Below are 17,007 nucleotides of genomic sequence, written 5' to 3'. Positions count from 1 at the left end.
TGCCGTGAGCCTACGCCAGCGGACGGCGTCGGCAGGGGAGCAGCGCCGCGCGTCACCGAGTCACTCCTGTCACATCGGCACCAGCCGTCGGCCGCGACCCCGGCCCGACGTACTACCGTCCCATGGTGGCCACCACCGATCCCTCCACCACGCAGGTCGTGCTCGACCTGGCGGGCATCTTCGTGTTCGCGATCTCCGGCGCGCTGGTCGCCGTGCGCAAGGGGCTGGACGTGTTCGGCGTCCTGGTCCTGGCCGGGACGACGGGCCTCGGCGGCGGCTTCCTGCGCGACGTGCTGATCGACGCGACGCCCCCGGCGGCGCTGCAGGACTGGCGCTACCTGGTGGTCCCGCTGGTCGCGGGACTGCTGGCGTTCGTCTACCACCCCGCGCTCGGCCGGATGGAGCGGTCGGTCACGGTGCTCGACGCGTTCGGGCTCGGGCTGTTCTGCGTCACCGGGTCGCTGAAGGCACTCGACTACGGGCTCAGCCCGGCGCCGGCCGCGCTGATGGGGATGGTGACCGGGATCGGCGGCGGCATGCTGCGCGACCTCCTGGCCGGCCGCGTCCCCGCCGTCTTCCGTGGCGAGCTCTACGCGACCCCGGCGCTGGCGGGCTCCGCCGTCGTGGTCGCGCTCGCGCACACCGACCTCAGCTACTGGACGATCGCCCTGATCGGCGGCGGCCTCTGCACGACCTGGCGCCTGGTCGCGATCTGGCGGCACTGGCAGGCGCCGATCGCGACGGGCCCGGCGAGCGTCTAGCTGCCGAGGACGCGGCGCAGGTAGGCGTTGGCGAAGACCCGGTCGGGGTCGAGGCGGTCGCGCATCGCGAGGAACTCCTCGAAGCGGGGGTACGCCGGCGCGAGGTCGGCCGCCGTCCGGGTGTGCACCTTGCCCCAGTGGGGGCGGCCGTCGTGGGCGCGCATGATCGGCTCGAGGAGGGCGAAGTACTCGAGGTGGTCGGCGTCGCGGTGGGTGTGGAACGCGAGGTACATCGAGTCCCGGCCGGTCGAGGTCGACAGCGGGATGTCGTCGGCCGGGGTCACCCGGATCTCCACGGGGAACGTGATGTTGAGCGACGACGCCTCCAGGGCGGCCCGGGCCTCGCGCAGCGCGGCGATGCCGGCCTCCCGCGGTACGGCGTACTCCATCTCCCGGAAGACGACGGTGCGCGGCGACACGAAGACCTTGTGCGCGGCGTCGCTGTAGGTCCGGGCCGAGAGCAGCCGGGCGGTGACCTGGTTGACCCGCCGGATCGAGCCGGGGAAGCGGTTGGTGACGTGGTTGAGCGCCCCGAAGGCCGTGTTGGACAGGAACTCGTCGTCGAGCCACGCGCGCCACCGCGACAGCGGCTCGGCCTCGTCGACGCCGATGGCGAGCCGGTCGTTGGTCTTGGTCATCATCCGGTCGGTGTGCGGGAACCAGTACGTGTCGACGTGGTGGTGCTCGGCCACCCGCTGGTCGAACCCGTCGAGCGCCTCGTCCCAGCTCATCGGCGTCTCGTCGGCCTCGAGCACGAAGAGCGGCTCGACCCGGAACGTGATCGTCGTCAGCACGCCGAGGGCGCCGATGCCGAGGCGCGCGAACTCGAGGATGTCGGGGTTCTCGTCCGCCGTGGCGCGGACGACCTCGCCGGTGCCGGTGACCAGCTCGAGGCCGGCGATCTGCGCGGACAGCGACGCCCAGATGCCGCCCGTGCCGTGGGTGCCGGTCGAGGTCGCCCCGGCGAGCGTCTGCTCGTCGATGTCGCCCATGTTGTGCAGGCTCAGCCCGAGGGCCGCGAGCTCGCGGTTGAGCACCTTCAGCTGCGTGCCCGCCAGCGCGGTGACGGTCATCGCCTCGCGGTCGACCGACACGATGCCGCCGAGCCGGGTCGGCCGGAGCATCGTGTGCTCGGGCGCGGAGACCGCGGTGAAGCTGTGGCCGGTGCCGACCATCTTCACGGTCGTCCGCTCGGTGCGGGCCCGCTCGACGGCCGCCACGACGGCGGCGGTGTCCGCCGGCTCCTCCACGCGCGTCGGCCGCGCCGACTCGAGGCCCGACCAGTTGATCCACTCGCTCACGCGGGGATCGTAGTCACGAGCTCAGCAGCGCCGTACGCCGGTGCCGGGAGAACTCCGCACGCAGCTCGGCGTCCCGCTCGGGGGTGAGGCGGCGGTAGCCGTCCGGCGTCCGCTCGAAGACCGGGTCGGCGCCGCTCCACTGCAGCCGCTTGAGGGCGGGCTTGTCGACCTTGCGGGTCGCCGTGACCGGGAGGTCGCCCGTCACCCGCAGCAGCCCGGGTGCCCACTTGGTCCCGAGGTCCGGCTGCGCGTCGAGGAAGGCAGCGAAGCCGGCGACGTCGAACGCCCCCGGATCGCCGGCGACCTGCAGGGTCGCCATCACCCGGTCGCCGGTACGCGGGTCGGGCACGGCGTACACGGCCGCGACTGCCACGTCGGGGTGGCGCGCGAGGATCCGTTCGACGGGGGCGGCGGCGAAGTTCTCCGAGTCGACGCGCAGCCAGTCGGCCGACCGACCGGCGAACCAGAACCAGCCGTCCTCGTCGGTGTAGGCGAGGTCGCCGCTCCAGTAGTCGGCGCCGCGGATCTTCTCGGCGGTCGCCTCGGGGTTGGCGTAGTAGCCCTCGAAGCGCGCCGCCGCGCCGACGGCCACGATCTCGCCGATCGCCTCGTCGGCGTTGAGCATCCGGCCGTCGGGGGAGAAGCGGGCGGGCGGGCACACCGTGCCGTCCGCGCCACGCACCTCGACCGGCGTCGCCTCGGCCGGCAGGCCCAGCGCGCCCTCGGGAGTGCCGGGCACCCGGCGGATCGAGCAGGTGCCCTCCGACGAGCCGTAGGACTCGACGAGCGAGCAGCCGTAGCGCCGCTCGAACTCCTCACGGTCGCGGGCGGACGCCTCCGTGCCGAAGCCCATCCGGAGCCGGTTGTCGCGCTCCTCCGGCCGCTCGGGCTGCGCGAGCACGTAGGAGAGCGAGCGGCCGACGTAGTTGAAGTACGTCGCGCCGAAGCGGCGGACGTCGTCGAGGAAGCCCGACGCCGAGAACCTCCGGCGCAGCGCGAAGGTGGCGCCGTGCACCAGGCACGGACCCCACGACGCCATCAGCGCGTTGCCGTGGAACATCGGCATCGCGTTGTAGGCGACGTCGTCGCGCCCCAGCTGGAGCGGCGTGACCTGGCAGAGCAGGGCGAAGCGGCCGGTCGAGCAGACCACGGCCTTCGGGGTGCCGGTGGAGCCCGAGGTGAAGAGGAGCAGCAGCAGGGTCGCGGGGTCGAGGGCGGCGTCGCTCGCCGCCACGGGCGCCGCGGCGTGCCGCGTCAGCAGCTCGTCGTACGCCGCCTCTCCCAGCACCAGCACCTGCCGGGCGCCGTGGTCGATCCCGTCGAGCAGGGGCAGGTACGCCGCCTCGGTGATGATCGTGTCGCAGTCGGTCGCCCGGATGTCGGTCGCCAGCTCGGCGCCACGGCGGGTCGGGTTGATGCCGACGACGGTGGCGCCGGAGAGACCGGCCGCGCCGACCAGCAGCAGGTACTCCGGCGTGTTGTCCATCAGCACGCCGACGTGCCAGGGGCGGCCGTCGAGCGGGCGGAGCTCGCGCAGGGCCGCGGCCCGCACGGCTGCGGCAGCGACCAGCTCGCGCCACGACCACCGCTCCTCCTCGAAGAGCAGCGCGGCACCGTCGTCCTCGGCGCGGGCGAGCAGGAGGCCGGCGAGGGTGGCGATCACCTGGCGGAGGCTACCTCCGGGGTGGAACGGGTTCTAGATCTGGGCAGGGCCTGGGCGGCGAGGGCCGCGACCAGGCCGGCGCCGACGGAGACGAGGTACGCCGCGGACGCGCCCTGGTGGTCGACGACGAGACCGCTGAGCGTCGCACCGGGGGCGACGCCCGCGACCAGGCCGGTCTGCATGATCGCCATGCCCTCGGTGAGCCGGCCGGACGGCACGACCGCCTCGGTCAGCGACATCGTCGCGATCATCGTCGGCGCGATCGCGAAGCCCGCGACGAAGAGGACGGCCCCCATCAGCGGCAACGAGTGGATGAAGAAGAGGGGGACCATCGCCGCGGCCATCGCCAGCGAGCCCCAGCGGACGCGGTACGACGGACCGCGGCGCCAGTGGATCGCGCCGGTGACGACGCCGGCCGAGAGGCTGCCGAGCGCCCACAGCGCGAGCAGCCCGCCGGACACCGCCTTGTGGCCGCGCTCCTCGGCGAAGGCGACCGTGGTGACCTCGGCGGCGCCGAACAGCACGCCCAGGCAGGCGCAGACGACGGCGAGCGGGACCACCGAGCGCCACGGCATCGGCGGGCGTGGCGCCGACGTGCTGTCGCGCGGGTGCGGCGGCGGCGCCGTGGCGGTCTGCGCGCTGAAGACGAGGGTGCCGGCGACGCAGGCGATCACGGCGACGGCGATGCCCGCGACCGGGTGCCAGGCGGTCGCGAGCAGGGCGACCAGGATCGGGCCGAGGATGAAGACCGCCTCGTCGAGCACCGCCTCCAGCGCGAACGCCGTCTGCACGTCGGCCGGCTGCTCCAGCACGTGCGACCAGCGGGTCCGCACCGACGAGCCGACCTGCGGGAGGAACGCACCGCCGACCGCCGCGAGGACGTAGGTCCAGCCGACCGGCCAGTCCCCCTGCACGGACACCACGAGCAGCGAGATCGCGACCCCGAAGCCGATGCTGGCGGCCGCGAGCACCTTGCCCTGGCCGAGCCGGTCGAGCAGCCGGCCCTGGAGGATCGCGAAGCCCGCGTTGGCGATCATGTACGCCGCCGAGATCGCCCCGGCCACGCCGTACGAACCGGTCGCGGCGGAGACGAGCAGCACGATGCCGAGCCCGATCATCGAGATCGGCAGCCGGGCGACCAGCCCGGTCATCGAGAAGCGGAGAGTGCCGGGCTGAGCCAGGATCCGGCGGTAGGACGTCAACATCAACCGCGACGCTATCGGTGGCCGCGGACCGCCGACGAATCATTGCGAGGCCCTTCCTAGGATGGCTGGCATGACCCCCGACACCAGCCCGTACGACGCCGTCCTGCTGGTGTCCTTCGGCGGCCCGGAGAAGCCCGAGGACGTCGTCCCGTTCCTGGAGAACGTCACCCGCGGCCGCGGCATCCCGCGCGAGCGGCTGGAGGAGGTCGGGCAGCACTACTACGGCTTCGGCGGGCGCTCGCCGATCAACGACCAGAACCGCGCCTTCCTCGCAGCGCTGCGCGAGGACCTCGCCGGTGCCGGCATCGACCTGCCCGTCTACTGGGGCAACCGCAACTGGGACCCGTACCTGCGGGACACCGTCCAGCAGATGGCGGCCGACGGGATCACGCGGGCGGCCTGCTTCGTGACCAGCGCCTACTCGTCGTACTCGTCGTGCCGGCAATACCGCGAGAACCTCTTCGACGCCGTCGACGGGGTCGAGGGCGCGCCGGTGCTCGACAAGCTGCGGCTCTACTTCAACCACCCGGGCTTCGTGGAGCCCGCGGTCGACGCCACGCTCGCGGCCCTGGCCGAGCTGCCCGCCGACGTCCGCGACGGCGCGCACCTGGCCTTCGTCACCCACTCGATCCCCGACACCATGAACGAGGGCAGCGGCCCCGAGGGCGGCGCCTACGTCGCCCAGCACACCAGCCTGATGACCGAGGTCGTCGAGCGGGTGCGCCAGGAGACGGGCCGCCACCACCCGCACCAGCTGGTCTTCTGCTCGCGCTCGGGCGCCCCGCACATCCCGTGGCTCGAGCCGGACGTCAACGACCACCTCGAGCGGCTGCACGCCGACGGGGTGCCGGGCGTCGTGATGGTGCCGATCGGCTTCGTGTCCGACCACATGGAGGTCGTCTACGACCTCGACACCGAGGCGCTGGCGACCGCCGAGAAGCTCGGCCTCCCCGCGACCCGTGCGGCCACCGCCGGGATCGACCCGAGGTTCGTCGCCGCCGTCCGCGACCTGCTGCTCGAGCGGGCCGCGGTCGAGCGCGGCGAGGACGTCGTCCGCGCGGCCGTGGGCGACTGGCCCGCCTGCTGGGACCGCTGCGCCGCGCACTGCTGCCCCAACCCGCGGGGCGAGCGGCCCGCGCTCTCGCAGGTCGACGCGTGAGCGAGACCCCGAGCTCGCCCACCAACCGGGACCTCGCCGACCTCGCCCTCTCCGCCGCCCGGGCCGCCGCCGAGCTGGTCCGCGAGCGGGCGCTCGGCCACGTCACCGTCGCGGCCACGAAGTCCAGCGACGTCGACGTCGTCACCGAGGCCGACCGCGCCAGCGAGGCCCTGATCCGCGAGCACGTCCGGGCGGCCCGCCCGCAGGACGGGTTCCTGGGCGAGGAGGGTGACGACGTCGCCAGCGGCACCGGGGTGCGCTGGATCGTGGACCCGATCGACGGCACCGTGAACTTCCTCTACGGCATCCCGCAGTACGCCGTCTCCATCGCCGCCGAGCGCGACGGCGTGGTCGTCGCCGGGGTGGTCCTCGACGTCCAGGGCCGCACCGAGTACGTCGGCCGGCTGGCCGACGACGCGCACCCGGAGTCCGCCACCCGCGACGGCGTCCCGGTCGCCGTGCGCGCACCCGCGCCGATGTCGCAGCGGCTGATCGGCACCGGCTTCTCCTACGACCGGCGGGTCCGGGTGCTCCAGGCCGAGGCCGTGACCCGGATGCTGCCGCTGGTCCGCGACGTACGCCGCCTCGGGTCCTGCGCCCTGGACCTCTGCCTGGTCGCCGACGGCCGGCTCGACGGCTACGTCGAGGAGGGCGTCAACCTCTGGGACCACGCCGCCGCCGGCCTGGTCGCGCGGATCGCCGGGGCCCGCACCTTCGTCACCCAGGGCGTCGGGGGACTGGACCTGATGGTCTGCGGACCGGCCCACGGCTTCGACGAGCTGCTCGACGTGGTCCGGAGCTCCGGGTTCTCACCCGTTTCGGGGGAATAGCGCCCCCACACCTACTGTTCACGCTCCGCAAGGCGGAACAGGTGTGCTTTTTGGAACGTTCATGGTGCACAATCTGGCGCCGAGCGACCACGTACGACGATGACGAAGATGCACGAGGCGTAGCCCAGGCGCCTCGCAGAGTGGAGTGATGAATGGCGACTGACTACGACGCACCGCGCAAGACCGAAGAGGACCAGTCCGAGGAGAGCATCGAGGAGCTGAAGGCGCGGCGCCACGACAAGAACTCCGGCAAGGTCGACGAGGACGAGGCGGAGGCGGCCGAGTCCTTCGAGCTGCCCGGCGCGGACCTCTCGAACGAAGAGCTGGCCATCGAGGTCAAGCCGAAGCAGGATGACGAGTTCACCTGCATGAACTGCTTCCTGGTCCACCACCGCAGCCAGCTGGCGGACCCGAAGAAGATGATCTGCAAGGACTGCTCCTGAGGAGCAGGACGTAGCAAGGGCCGCAACCCACGGGGTTGCGGCCCTTCGTGCTTCGCGGGGCGGTCGCTACTTGCCGTCCGGCTGCAGCTGACCGGGCAGGTGCCCGGTCGAGCGCACGTAGTAGGAGGTCGCTCGGCGCTGGGCGAGCATCCGGGCCAGGCCGACGGCCATGCCGCTGACGACGGCCCAGGTGACCGCCTCCCAGATCTCGACGTCGGGGTCGGCCGGGTTCTCCGGCGGGTTCTTGCCGGTCGCGACCGTCCAGGTCTTGTCGATCGCCTTCTTCGCGAACGCGGCCGCCACCAGGGCGGACGCCACGGAGAACGCACCAAATGCCTTCGATCCACCTTCAGCCATGGCCGAACAGTACCCAGCCGGCCGGTTCCTACTTCCCGGTGGCTCCGGTGAGGGCGGTGAGGGCGGCGGCGAGCTCGTCGGGCCGTCGCGTCGAGATCAACCAGTACGGCGCCGGGTCGGCCGGGTCGGTGATCTCCACCTTCACGGCTCGCTTGAGGTAGGGCCGCAGCAGCAGGTAGGCCCGGGCGTCGGCGTCGCGGCCGGCGGTGCGCCGCGCCTCGTCGGGGTCGAGCGGCACCGCGGCCCCGACGTACGTCGCCGCGATGTGGGCCCGCCCGGCCCGGAACGTCCCTGCGTCGACACTGATCCGCGCCGCGCCGTACGCCCAGAGGAGGCTGACGAGGACGGCCATCGCGATGGCCGTGACGACCCAGGCGGCAGCAGGCGGAAGTGCGACGACGACGGCCAGCCACAGGGTGGCGACCAGCATGGTGCCCTGCACCCACCAGCGGAGAGGTACGCCGAGGCGCTCGCTGTAGGCGGGGCTGGGACTCACAGGCGGAATCCTGTCATTGGTGGGTCGCCGCCCGGCCGGTAGGGTCCGGCCACGTGACAGACCAGCCCCTCGAGGTGCTCGTGCAGCGCCTCGACCCCGACCTGCCGCTCCCGTCGTACGCCCACCCCGGCGACGCCGGCGCCGACCTCGTGACGACGGTGGACGTGACCCTGGCGCCGGGGGAGCGGGCGATGGTCCCGACGGGCGTCGCGATCGCGCTGCCCGAGGGGTTCGTCGCGCTGGTGCACCCGCGTTCCGGCCTCGCCGCCCGCCACGGGCTCTCGATCGTGAACACGCCGGGGACCGTCGACGCCGGCTACCGCGGCGAGATCAAGGTGATGCTGATCAACCACGACCCCCGAGAGCCGATCGAGCTGCGCCGCGGCGACCGGATCGCGCAGCTGGTGATCCAGCGGTTCGAGCGCGCGGCGTTCGTCGACGTGGCGGCACTCCCCGAGTCGGTACGCGGGTCCGGGGGCTACGGTTCTACTGGAGGATTCGGTCAACCATGAGCACGAGTGAGCCAGTGAGTAGGTCCAGGTGAAGTTCCGCCGCAAGTCCAGCGAGTCCGCCGATCCGTCGGTCGACGAGGGTGTCGAGACGCCGGCTCCGGAGGACGCCGAGGCGACCTCGACCGGGCCCTGGGACGTCAACGACCTGCCCGACGACGGCGTCGAGCGGATCGACCTCGGCTCGTTGCTGCTGGCCAACGTCGAGGGCCTCGAGATCCGCCTCCAGGTCGACGAGGCCACCGACCAGGTCCAGTCCGTGATGTTCGCCGGCGCCGAGGGCGGCGTGGAGCTGCGTGCCTTCGCGGCGCCCCGCGGCGGTGACCTGTGGGCGGAGGTCCGGCCCCGGATCGCCGCCGAGTACGCCCAGCGCGGCGGCACCGCCTCCGAGCGCGAGGGCCGCTACGGCACCGAGCTGCACTGCCAGCTGACCGTCCGGACCGACGACGGCCGGACCGCCAACCAGCCCTCACGGGTCGTCGGCATCAACGGCGGACGCTGGCTGCTGCGCGCCACCTTCCTGGGCCGCGCGGCCACCGAGCCGGACGCCGTCGGCCCCTGGGACACCGCGATCGAGCACGTCGCCGTACGCCGGGGCGCCGAGGCGATGCCGGCCGGCGGCGAGCTGCCGCTGACGCTGCCGCCGCAGGACCAGCTCACTCCCCGGGAGTCGTAGTCCGATGGGGGAGAAGACCAGGCTGCGGCGGACCATCAGCAAGTGGGCGAACTCGACCGACCAGGACGAGCGCGACCTGCGGCGTACCCACGCCGAGGACGGCTGCGCGAAGATCGGCTCCGCGCCCGACCGGGAGCGGGTCAAGCTCCGGGGCACGCTGCGGACCGTGACGCTGCGCCCGCGGGGCGGCGTACCCGCGCTCGAGGCGGAGCTGTCCGACGGCACCGGCTCGATCACCATCGTCTGGCTCGGCCGCCGTCGGATCACCGGCATCGCACCCGGCCGCTCGATGTCGGTGGTGGGTCGGATCGGCCAGCACGACGGGGAGCGGATCCTCTACAACCCGCGCTACGAGCTCATCCCGTGACGGACCAGCCCGAGGCTCCGGCCGAGGTCGAGGTGGACACGGTCGAGGCCGTGGTCCGGGCCCAGATGGCGAAGGCCCTGGGCGGCCGCCGGGGGATGGTCGAGGCCGCGGTGCCGACGATCGTCTTCACCCTGCTGTGGCTGACGACGCGCGAGCTCAGGCTCGCCCTGGCGATCAGCCTGGGCGCGGCCGTCGTGCTCCTCGTGGCCCGTCTCGTGCAGCGCTCGACCGTGCAGTTCGTCCTGAACGCCATCTTCGGCATCGGCATCGGCTGGCTCTTCGTGTCGATCTCCGCGGGCCGGGGCGGCAGCGCGGACGACCAGGCGCTGGCGTACTTCCTGCCCGGCATCATCTACAACGCCGGCTACACGGTCGTGCTCGCCGCGACCTGCCTGATCGGCTGGCCGCTGGTCGGCTTCATGGTCGGCAGCGTCACCGGCGACCCGACGGCGTGGCACCGCGACAAGCAGGTCGTGCGCCTGTGCTCCCGGCTGACCTGGCTGCTGACCGTGCCGTGCCTGGTGCGGGTGCTGGTGCAGACGCCGATCTGGCTGGCCGGCAAGTCCGGCTCGATCGACGCCGACTCCGCCGTCGCCGCCCTCGGCATCCTCAAGATCGCGATGGGCTGGCCGCTCCAGCTGGCCGCGCTCGCGGCGATGGTGTGGGTGCTGTCGCGCAACCACACCCCGATGGAGCCCGCCAACAGTTGAGTCGGGAGTTCTGACGCTTGAATCGGGAGTTCTGACCGTCGGAAGTCCCGATTCAACGGTCAGAGGTCCCGACTCAACCTCCGTGGGCCGAGGGGGCGAGCATCCGCTCGAGGTTCTCCTCGACGTCGGCCGGGACGACGAACAGCAGCTCGTCCCCGGCCTCGATGGGCTGCTCGTCGTTGGGCACGTAGACCTGGCCGTCGCGCAGGATCGTCACCAGCGCGCAGTTCTCCGGGAACGGGATCAGCCCCGCCGGCTTCCCGACGTACGGCGAGTCCGCGGGCAGGGTCATCTCGACCAGGTTGGCGTTGCCCTGGCGGAAGGTGAACAGGCGGACCAGGTCGCCGACCGTCACCGCCTCCTCGACCAGCGCCGACATGATGCGCGGGGTCGACACGTTGACGTCGACGCCCCAGGCCTCGGTGAAGAGCCACTCGTTGTTGGGGTGGTTGACCCGTCCGACCGTGCGCGGCACGCCGAACTCGGTCTTCGCCAGCAGCGACGTCACCAGGTTGACCTTGTCGTCGCCGGTCGCAGCGATCACCACGTCGCAGCGGTCCAGCCGCGCCTCCTCGAGCGAGGACAGCTCGCAGGAGTCGGCGAGCAGCCACTCGGCGTCGGGGACCCGCTCCGGCTTGATGGACTCGGGGTTCTTGTCGATCAGCAGGACCTGGTGCCCGTTGTGGATCAGCTCGCGGGCGATGGAGCGCCCGACGGCGCCGGCCCCGGCGATGGCGACTCGCATGACGTCCTCAGCTCTCGTCCGGGCCGGACTCGATGACCTGGTAGGCCCCGGCAGCGTGCTCCTCGCGCATGGCGACATGGAGGATGTCGCCCTCCTGGATCATGCTGTCCCGGGTCGGCAGCATGCCCTCGCCGAGGCGATCGATCCAGGCGATCCGGCTCTTCGACTGCATCTGGAAGTCGACGGTCCGGTGACCGATCCACGACTCCGGCGCCGGCAGCTGGTCGACCCGGATGGTGCCCGAGGGGTCGCGGAAGTCCGGCTCGGCGCCCGCGGGCAGCAGCCGGCGCAGCACCTGGTCGGCGGTCCACTTCACCGTGGCGACCGTGGTGATGCCGAGGCGCTGGTAGACCTCGGCGCGGCCCGGGTCGTAGATCCGCGCGACGACCTGCTGGATCCCGAACGACTCGCGGGCGACCCGCGCGGCGATGATGTTGGAGTTGTCGCCGCTGGACACGGCGGCGAAGGCGTCGGCGCGGCGGATGCCGGCCTTCTCCAGGACCTCCTGGTCGAAGCCCTGGCCGGTGACCTTGTCACCGTTGAAGCCGGGACCCACCCGTCGAAAGGCGTCGGGGTCCGAGTCGATGATCGACACGGTGTGGTTGCGGTCCTCGAGGCTGCGGGCCAGCGTGGAGCCGACCCGCCCGCAACCCATGATCACGACATGCACGGGGCAGACGCTACTAGGTAGTCGCCCGGTTGGGCGCGGATGCACCGCGCGTCCCACCGTGGGTCTAGCCTTTCGGCTCGTGAGTATCGGCGATGTGTCGAAGCGGGTGCTGCTCGGCCGCAAGCTGCGCAGCTCGCAGCTGGGCGAGACCCTGCTGCCCAAGCGCATCGCCCTGCCGGTCTTCGCCAGCGACGCCCTCTCGTCCGTGGCCTACGCCCCGGACGAGGTCTTCATCATGCTGTCGCTGGCCGGCGCGTCGGCGTACGTCTGGTCCTGGAAGATCGGCATCGCCGTCGCCATCGTCATGACCGCGGTCGTGGCGTCCTACCGCCAGACCGTGCACGCCTACCCGAGCGGCGGTGGCGACTACGAGGTCGCGACCGTCAACCTCGGCTCCAAGGCCGGCACGGTCGTCGGCAGCGCCCTGCTGGTCGACTACGTGCTCACGGTCGCGGTGTCGATCTCGTCGGGGGCGCAGTACGCCGCCTCCGCCATCGGCCCGCTCAACGGGCACGAGGCGACGTTCGCCACGGCGCTCGTCATCGTCCTGGCCGCGCTCAACCTGCGCGGCATCCGGGAGTCGGGCACGTTCTTCGCGATCCCGACGTACGCCTTCATGGTGGCGATCCTGGGCATGTGCGCCTACGGGCTCTTCGAGCTCGCGGCCGGCACGCTGCCCAAGGTGGCCAGCGCTGACCTCGACATGTCCGCCGAGCCCGGGTACGGCGACTCGATGACGACGTTCGCGCTGATCTTCCTGCTGGCGCGGGCCTTCTCGTCCGGCTGTGCGGCGCTGACCGGTGTCGAGGCGATCTCCAACGGCGTGCCGGCCTTCCGGCGGCCGAAGAGCAAGAACGCGGCGACCACGCTGCTGCTGCTGGGTGCGATCGCGATCTCGATGATGCTCAGCGTCATCGTGCTGGCCAAGCAGATGGGCCTGCAGCTGGTCGACCCCGACGACGTCGACCGGCTGACGCTCAACGGACAGCCGGTGCCGGACGACTACGACCAGCACACGGCGATCGCCCAGATCGCCCAGGCGATCTTCCAGGACTTCTCGCCCGGCTTCTACTTCGTCGTCACGGTCACGGGCGTCATCCTGGTGCTGGCCGCCAACACCGCGTTCAACGGCTTCCCGGTCCTCGGCTCGATCCTGGCCAAGGACGGCTACGCCCCGCGGGCGCTGGCGTCGCGCGGCGACCGGCTGGCCTACAGCAACGGCATCGTCTTCCTGGCCGTGATGGCGATCATCCTGATCCAGATCTTCAACGCGGAGCCGACCCGGCTGATCCAGCTCTACATCGTCGGCGTCTTCGTGTCGTTCAACCTGAGCCAGCTCGGGATGATCCGGCACTGGACCCGGCACCTGAAGACCGAGCGCGACCCCGCCGTACGCCGCCGGATGTACCGCTCCCGGGTGATCAACGCCGTCGGCCTCACCTTCACCGCCGTGGTCCTGGTGATCGTGCTGATCACCAAGTTCTTCGCCGGTGCGTGGATCACCATCCTCGCGATGATCGTCTTCTACATCCTGATGCGGGCGATCCGCCGTCACTACGACAACGTCAACGACGAGCTGGCGGCCGACGAGGAGGACAAGCTGCTGCCCACCCGGGTGCACGCCATCGTCCTGGTCTCCAAGCTGCACAAGCCCACGCTGCGTGCGCTGGCCTTCGCGAAGGCGACCCGCCCCAACGTGCTCGAGGGCGTCTACGTGTCCGTCGACGCCGAGGCGACCAACCGGCTCCTCGAGGAGTGGGACGAGCGCAACATCGACGTACCGCTCAAGGTGCTGCACTCGCCCTACCGCGAGCTGGTCCGGCCGATCGTCGAGTACGCGATGGAGATCCGGAAGGCCAACCCCCGCGGCGTGGTCTCGGTCTACATCCCCGAGTACGTCGTCGGGCGCTGGTGGGAGCAGCTGCTGCACAACCAGACCGCGCTGCGGCTCAAGGGCCGGCTGCTCTTCGCCCCGGGCGTCATGGTCACCTCGGTGCCCTACCAGCTGCGGTCCTCGGAGCTGGCCCGCGAGCGCGAGGAGCGCGAGGGCGTGTGGGTGCGCCCCTCGGAGCTGCGGATGGGCAACGTCCCCACCCGCTCCGGCAAAGACCGCCAGATCCAGAAATGAGCCGCTCCCAGTGGCGCGGCTCGCGTCGACCACGCGCCAAGCAGGCGCGGGGCGCCTCCCGGGTCGGTGAGCGGTTCGAGGCCGTCGTCGGGCCGGTCGCGCACGGCGGCCACTGCGTCGTACGGCTGGATCCGCCGGAGGCGCGGGTCGTCTTCGTGCGGCACGCGATCCCCGGCGAGCGCGTCGTCCTGGAGATCACCGAGGGCACCGACGGCGACCGGTTCTGGCGCGGCGACGCCGTCGAGGTGCTCGAGCCGTCGGCGGACCGGATCACCCCGCCGTGCCCGTACGCCGGGCCGGGACTCTGCGGCGGCTGCGACTTCCAGCATGTGGCACTACCGGCGCAGCGCGGGCTGAAGACCGCCGTGGTCCGCGAGCAGCTCTCCCGGCTCGCGGGGATCACCTGGGACGGCGAGGTGGAGGCGGTCCCGGGCGACGTCGACGGGCTGCACTGGCGGTCGCGGCAGCGCTACGCGCGGCTCCCGGACGGCGGCAGGGCGATGCGCAAGCACCGCTCGCACGACCTGATCCCGGTCGAGACCTGCCTGCTCGAGGGGCCGTCGTCGGACCACACGGCGCTCGGGCGCTCCTTCGAGGTCGCCGACGAGGGCTTCTGGCAGGTGCACCCCGGTGCGCCTGACGTGCTGGTGACCACCGTGCTCGAGATGCTCGCGCCTCAGCCGGGGGAGCGCTGCCTCGACCTCTACGCCGGCGTCGGCCTCTTCAGCCGCTTCCTGCTCGACGCCGTCGGGGAGTCCGGCCGCGTCGTCGCGATCGAGGGCGACCGCACCGCGTCGGCCCTGTCGGCGCGCAACTGCCCCGGGCTGGTCGTCAGCGCCGGGTCGGTCGATCAGGTGCTCACCACGTCGTACGACGAGCCCTTCGACCTCGTGGTGCTCGACCCGCCGCGCGAGGGCGCGCGCCGCGCCGTCGTCGAGCAGGTGGTCGACCGGGCCCCGCGCGCGGTGGCGTACGTCGCCTGCGACCCGGCCGCGCTGGCCCGCGACCTGGCGATCTTCGCCGAGCTCGGCTACCGGCTGCGCGAGCTCCGCGGCTTCGACCTCTTCCCGATGACGCACCACATCGAGTGCGTGGCGCTGCTGGAGCCCTCGGGCGTCACCGACCGGCGATCGCGGTGATGATCTCGGCCAGCTCGGCGTGGGTCGGCAGGTCGGTGGCGCCGTACGCGATGAGCACGGTCACCCGCGTCCCGTCGCGCCAGGCGACGTAGTCGCGCTGCTGCACGACGCCGTCGCGCTCCACCTCGGCGTGCACCGCGCCGAAGTCCTCGCCGACGTCGGGAAGGTCCGTGATCGTGGAGACGGTCAGCTCGGTGCCCTCGGTCGTCCACGTGGTGCAGGTGGCCGCAGCCTTCGCCCACGCAGCCATCCGCTCCGCGGTCGCGGACTCGTCGGAGGAGACGAAGGAGTGCTGGATGACGAACGGGCCGGCGTAGTCCGCGGTGAAGCGCTGGGTGGCGAAGCTGCTCAGCGCAGGAGGTTCGAGGACCACGCCGCACATCTCGGGAACGCCGAGGGTCTGCTCGCCGGTGGCATACCGCCACCCTGCCGGTAGCCGGCGTTCGTCGAGGATGGCGTCGGCCGCTTCGCCTCCGCTCACTGCGTCCTCCGTCGGGTCCGTCGTCTCCGTCGTCGAGGGCGAGGGCGTTCCCGTCGGGCCAGCAGCCGGCGCCGGATCCGTGCCCGTGGTGCTGCCGGCGTCGCCGCAGGCGGCGGTGGCGAGCAGCACGGCCAGCAGCACGGCGGCCCCCTTCGTCATGGTCATCATCTTGCTGCTCATGGTCCCTCATCGATCTGATGGTTCACAGCGTCGCGGATCGCGTTCTGCCCGGCCTGGGTGGGGTGGAAGCTGGACGGGTTGGGTCCGGTGTTCCCCCAGTCCCAGTGCAGCGACAGGTCGTGGATCCACGGGTCGTCCGTGCCGATCTCGTGGCCCGCGTACGCGCCGCGGATGTCCACGAACTCGATCCCGGAGTCTGCCTTGGCGATCGAGCCGCGGATCGCCTGGTTGGCCATGTCGCTCATGTTGTTGAGGAAGCGCCGCTCAGCCGCGGTGATGGGCGACGACAGGGACAGGCCGTGGTTGCCGTCGACGTCGAACAGGTGCGGATAGCCGACCACGACGATCCGGGTGCCGTCGCCCGCCCGCTCGCGCATGTCGCGATACATCTCGACGAGCTGGTCGGACTCTGCGGCGATCCGATCCCGCAGCTGGGCCAGATACGCGTCGTTCGCGCATCCGTGGAACACGCAGTGGCTCAGCACGTCGGCGAACCCGAAGTCGTTGCCGCCCATGCTGATGGTGATCAGCGAGGTGTTCTCGGTGATCAGGTCGCGTTGTGGCTGCTCGCCCACGTTCTCCTGGTTCGGGCCGAAGTAGTCCTCGACGACGCCGCCGGAGCAGGCACCGAAGCTGAAGCCTCCGGCGAAGTTCCCGCCGTTGTACACCTGCTGGCCGTAGGCGTTGCCGCTGCGGTGGCACCTGTTGTTGTCCTGGTCGGTGCCGGGCTGGTAGTCGTAGGCGCCTTCGCCGGACGAGTAGGAGTCGCCGAGTGCGACGTAGTCACCCGACTCGGCGATCCCGCGCGGCGTCAGGGGCTCCGGCGCGTACGTGGAGGTCGTCGCGCTCGGTGCGGCGTCGGGGCCGGTGGGGGAGCCCCCGGTCGGATCGTTGGCGGCGGCGCGCGGCCCGGCCGAGGCCTGGTCACCACAGCCGGCGTTCCCGGCGATCGAGCAGTACACCGCGTCGACGGCTGCCTGGGCCCGGTCCAGCACCCCGGGACCGGTCGCGAGCAGCGTGCCGATGAGCGCACTGATGACGACGCCGAGCCCGATGTACTCGACCGTGCTCTGTCCGTCGTCGCCACGACCCGATCCCTGGCGCATGCGCATGCTGGGCAGCCTGGCCGAGTCCCCCTCGACGGGACAGGGCCGCTGGGCCCAGATATGGGCCCAGGTCGCCGGTCC

The 17,007-nt window shown here is 72.0% G+C and carries 19 protein-coding genes; 10 read left to right on the top strand and 9 right to left on the bottom strand.

All coding sequences use genetic code 11. The features are described from left to right. Positions 1-125: 125 nt before the first annotated feature. Positions 126-761 carry a trimeric intracellular cation channel family protein gene (locus tag ABEA34_RS22875; protein ID WP_345524065.1) on the top strand — a complete coding sequence of 212 codons (636 nt, stop codon included), beginning with the start codon at positions 126-128 and terminating at the stop codon, positions 759-761. On the opposite strand, the gene ABEA34_RS22870 is transcribed toward ABEA34_RS22875, so the two are convergent. Genes ABEA34_RS22870 through ABEA34_RS22860 form a run of 3 tightly spaced genes read right to left on the bottom strand, consistent with a single transcriptional unit; the run spans position 758 to position 4,930 of the window. After that, positions 758-2,062 (bottom strand): D-arabinono-1,4-lactone oxidase, encoded by a 1,305-nt coding sequence (locus ABEA34_RS22870; protein ID WP_345524064.1) that lies wholly within the window; start codon positions 2,060-2,062, stop codon positions 758-760. The genes ABEA34_RS22875 and ABEA34_RS22870 overlap by 4 nt on opposite strands. Positions 2,063-2,075: 13 nt before the next feature. Next, a complete protein-coding gene (locus tag ABEA34_RS22865; protein WP_345524062.1) occupies positions 2,076-3,725 on the bottom strand; it encodes an AMP-binding protein in 1,650 nt (549 codons plus the stop codon). After that, positions 3,722-4,930 (bottom strand): MFS transporter, encoded by a 1,209-nt coding sequence (locus tag ABEA34_RS22860; RefSeq protein WP_345524061.1) that lies wholly within the window; start codon positions 4,928-4,930, stop codon positions 3,722-3,724. The genes ABEA34_RS22865 and ABEA34_RS22860 overlap by 4 nt, the downstream gene beginning before the upstream one ends. A 70-nt stretch (positions 4,931-5,000) precedes the next feature. Here ABEA34_RS22860 and ABEA34_RS22855 point away from each other — a divergent pair, with 70 nt between their 5' ends. The 3 genes from ABEA34_RS22855 to ABEA34_RS22845 all read left to right on the top strand — a co-directional run bounded on the left by ABEA34_RS22855 (position 5,001) and on the right by ABEA34_RS22845 (position 7,362). After that, positions 5,001-6,089: a ferrochelatase gene (locus ABEA34_RS22855; RefSeq protein WP_345524060.1), complete on the top strand. Its 1,089-nt coding sequence runs from the start codon at positions 5,001-5,003 to the stop codon at positions 6,087-6,089. Next, complete coding sequence (locus ABEA34_RS22850; RefSeq protein ID WP_345524059.1) at positions 6,086-6,919, top strand: inositol monophosphatase family protein; 834 nt, start codon at positions 6,086-6,088, stop codon at positions 6,917-6,919. The genes ABEA34_RS22855 and ABEA34_RS22850 overlap by 4 nt, the downstream gene beginning before the upstream one ends. A 152-nt stretch (positions 6,920-7,071) precedes the next feature. After that, the gene (locus tag ABEA34_RS22845; protein WP_345524058.1) at positions 7,072-7,362 is read left to right on the top strand and encodes a DUF4193 domain-containing protein; all 291 of its coding nucleotides are present in this window, start codon (positions 7,072-7,074) and stop codon (positions 7,360-7,362) included. A gap of 66 nt (positions 7,363-7,428) precedes the next feature. Here the strand turns inward: ABEA34_RS22845 and ABEA34_RS22840 are convergent, their stop codons facing one another. Continuing rightward, positions 7,429-7,719: a DUF4235 domain-containing protein gene (locus tag ABEA34_RS22840; protein ID WP_345524057.1), complete on the bottom strand. Its 291-nt coding sequence runs from the start codon at positions 7,717-7,719 to the stop codon at positions 7,429-7,431. Between the two features lie 28 nt (positions 7,720-7,747). Then, the gene (locus ABEA34_RS22835; protein ID WP_345524056.1) at positions 7,748-8,215 is read right to left on the bottom strand and encodes a DUF3093 domain-containing protein; all 468 of its coding nucleotides are present in this window, start codon (positions 8,213-8,215) and stop codon (positions 7,748-7,750) included. A gap of 53 nt (positions 8,216-8,268) precedes the next feature. Here ABEA34_RS22835 and dut point away from each other — a divergent pair, with 53 nt between their 5' ends. From dut to ABEA34_RS22815, 4 genes are read left to right on the top strand one after another with little or no spacing between them, the layout of a single operon-like run. Continuing rightward, positions 8,269-8,727 (top strand): dUTP diphosphatase, encoded by a 459-nt coding sequence (dut, locus tag ABEA34_RS22830; protein ID WP_345524055.1) that lies wholly within the window; start codon positions 8,269-8,271, stop codon positions 8,725-8,727. Between the two features lie 28 nt (positions 8,728-8,755). Continuing rightward, positions 8,756-9,400 (top strand): DUF3710 domain-containing protein, encoded by a 645-nt coding sequence (locus tag ABEA34_RS22825; protein ID WP_345524054.1) that lies wholly within the window; start codon positions 8,756-8,758, stop codon positions 9,398-9,400. A gap of 4 nt (positions 9,401-9,404) precedes the next feature. Continuing rightward, on the top strand, positions 9,405-9,767 hold the full coding sequence (locus tag ABEA34_RS22820; RefSeq protein ID WP_345524053.1) for an OB-fold nucleic acid binding domain-containing protein: 363 nt from the start codon (positions 9,405-9,407) through the stop codon (positions 9,765-9,767). Further along, a complete protein-coding gene (locus ABEA34_RS22815) occupies positions 9,764-10,477 on the top strand; it encodes a DUF3159 domain-containing protein (protein ID WP_345524052.1) in 714 nt (237 codons plus the stop codon). The genes ABEA34_RS22820 and ABEA34_RS22815 overlap by 4 nt, the downstream gene beginning before the upstream one ends. A gap of 73 nt (positions 10,478-10,550) precedes the next feature. Here the strand turns inward: ABEA34_RS22815 and ABEA34_RS22810 are convergent, their stop codons facing one another. Beyond that, positions 10,551-11,222 (bottom strand): potassium channel family protein, encoded by a 672-nt coding sequence (locus ABEA34_RS22810; RefSeq protein ID WP_345524051.1) that lies wholly within the window; start codon positions 11,220-11,222, stop codon positions 10,551-10,553. A 7-nt stretch (positions 11,223-11,229) separates the two neighbouring features. Next, complete coding sequence (locus ABEA34_RS22805) at positions 11,230-11,892, bottom strand: potassium channel family protein (RefSeq protein ID WP_345524050.1); 663 nt, start codon at positions 11,890-11,892, stop codon at positions 11,230-11,232. Positions 11,893-11,971: 79 nt separating this feature from the next. On the opposite strand from ABEA34_RS22805, the gene ABEA34_RS22800 reads away from it, so the two are divergent. Together ABEA34_RS22800 and ABEA34_RS22795 are read left to right on the top strand one after the other, a co-directional pair. Next, entirely contained in the window at positions 11,972-14,020 is a 2,049-nt protein-coding gene (locus ABEA34_RS22800; RefSeq protein WP_345524048.1) for an APC family permease, read from the top strand. Next, complete coding sequence (locus ABEA34_RS22795) at positions 14,017-15,159, top strand: class I SAM-dependent RNA methyltransferase (RefSeq protein WP_345524046.1); 1,143 nt, start codon at positions 14,017-14,019, stop codon at positions 15,157-15,159. The genes ABEA34_RS22800 and ABEA34_RS22795 overlap by 4 nt, the downstream gene beginning before the upstream one ends. On the opposite strand, the gene ABEA34_RS22790 is transcribed toward ABEA34_RS22795, so the two are convergent. Together ABEA34_RS22790 and ABEA34_RS22785 are read right to left on the bottom strand one after the other, a co-directional pair. Then, complete coding sequence (locus tag ABEA34_RS22790; protein ID WP_345524044.1) at positions 15,137-15,820, bottom strand: hypothetical protein; 684 nt, start codon at positions 15,818-15,820, stop codon at positions 15,137-15,139. The two genes, ABEA34_RS22795 and ABEA34_RS22790, sit on opposite strands and share 23 nt — an antisense overlap. Further along, positions 15,817-16,932 (bottom strand): SGNH/GDSL hydrolase family protein, encoded by a 1,116-nt coding sequence (locus tag ABEA34_RS22785; RefSeq protein WP_345524043.1) that lies wholly within the window; start codon positions 16,930-16,932, stop codon positions 15,817-15,819. Before ABEA34_RS22785 ends, ABEA34_RS22790 begins: the two co-directional genes overlap by 4 nt. Positions 16,933-17,007: the final 75 nt, after the last annotated feature.

Origin of the sequence: Nocardioides conyzicola, assembly GCF_039543825.1 — a bacterium.
Classification (GTDB): Bacteria; Actinomycetota; Actinomycetes; order Propionibacteriales; family Nocardioidaceae; genus Nocardioides; species Nocardioides conyzicola.
This window is presented reverse-complemented; position numbering and strand designations above follow the sequence as displayed.